This is a genomic window from Streptomyces sp. NPDC060198, from assembly GCF_042728415.1.
GTDB lineage: Bacteria > Actinomycetota > Actinomycetes > Streptomycetales > Streptomycetaceae > Streptomyces.
In genome coordinates this window covers 1-1340 of sequence record NZ_JBHWZJ010000680.1, presented here as the reverse complement: position 1 = coordinate 1340, position 1340 = coordinate 1, and the positions used below count along the sequence as shown (strand labels likewise).

General features: G+C 77.3%; 2 protein-coding genes and 1 pseudogene. All 3 read left to right on the top strand.

Annotation, left to right across the window (positions count from 1 at the left end; all coding sequences use genetic code 11):
• A partial coding sequence (locus tag ACFWEP_RS34690) for a hypothetical protein (RefSeq protein WP_387376293.1) occupies nt 1-471 on the top strand: 471 nt, incomplete at its 5' end.
• Nucleotide 472: 1 nt separating this feature from the next.
• The gene (locus ACFWEP_RS34685) at nt 473-1201 is read left to right on the top strand and encodes a class F sortase (protein ID WP_387376291.1); all 729 of its coding nucleotides are present in this window, start codon (nt 473-475) and stop codon (nt 1199-1201) included.
• 16 nt (nt 1202-1217) lie between these two features.
• Nucleotides 1218-1340: pseudogene (locus ACFWEP_RS34680) on the top strand (histidine kinase); the annotation flags it as partial.

Below are 1340 nucleotides of genomic sequence, written 5' to 3'. Positions count from 1 at the left end.
GCCCGGAACGGCGACGGCACCCTCAGGGTGACCCCGTCCACCCTCGCCCCCGGCGGCGAGGTCGAGCTCTGGTCCGACGCCTGCGGCAAGGGCGAGGAGGGCGTCGGCGAATCCGACGCGTTCGTCTCCTCGGTGCGGTTCACCCCCGCCGACGGGAAGGGCCTGCGCGCCCAGGCCCGTATCCGGTCCGGCGCCGAGGCCGGCCGGTACGACGTCACCCTGTTCTGCGAGGGCAAGGACGGCAAAGGCGGCCGGGCCACCGGCACCGTCACCGTGGTCCACCACGTCCGGCCGACCCCGGTCGCCCCCGTCCGTGCCGGTGGCGGCGGCACCGCCGTACTCGCCGAGCAGGCCGAGGACTCCGACGGGCCGGGGGTCCGCCACGTGGTGGCAGGGCTGGCGCTCGCCGCCGTCGCGGCGGCCACCGCGGCCTTCCGCGGCGCACGCCGCCGCCGTCCGGCCGCGGACTGACGTGGCCGCCCCCGCTCGCCCGGCAGGTACCGGGCGGCTGCTCACCGGAGTGGCGTGGGCCGTGCTCCTGCTCGGCCTCTGGCTCTGGGGCCGCGACGCCACCGCAGGACCCGGCGGCAGCTCCGCGCCGACCACCGGCGACGTCGCGGCGGTCGGCCGCCCCCTCGGGATGCCGCTGCCCCCGGCGCACGATCCGCTGGACGCGTCGCCGCCGCGCGGGATCGCGATCCCGTCCGTGGGCGTCGACGCCCCCGTCGTCGGACGCGGCCTCGACGGTGACGGAGCCGTCGATCCGCCCCCGTTCGCGACCCCGGGGGCCGTCGGCTGGTACGACGGCGGCGCCGAACCCGGCACCGCGGGGGCGGCGATCATGGTCGGCCACGTCGACACCGAGACCGAGCCCGCCGTCTTCTACGGACTGAGTGCGACCCGGCCGGGCGCCGAGATCCTGGTGACCCGGGCCGACGGCACGGTCGCCGAGTTCACCGTCGACGACGTCCAGGTCGTCACCCGGGAACGCTTCGACGCGCAGAAGGCCTACGGGCCGCGCCAGGACGGCCGCGCCGAGCTCCGGCTGATCACCTGCGGCGGTACGTACGACCGGGCCGCCCGCACCTACTCCGCCAACGTCGTCGTCTCCGCCTACCTCACGGGCGAGGACGCCGGTGAGGGCTCGGGCGGTGCGGCCGGCGCACCCGCCCGCACCCGGAGCGGACCGCCGCCGCACTGACCCGGCCGAACCGCCGCACCGCCACCTCGCCCGCGCCCGGGAGACCGAGGAACGGGCCGCCACCCAGGAACGGCTGCGGATCGCCCGCGAACTCCACGACGTGGTCGGTCACCACCTCTCCCTCATCAACGTCCAGTCC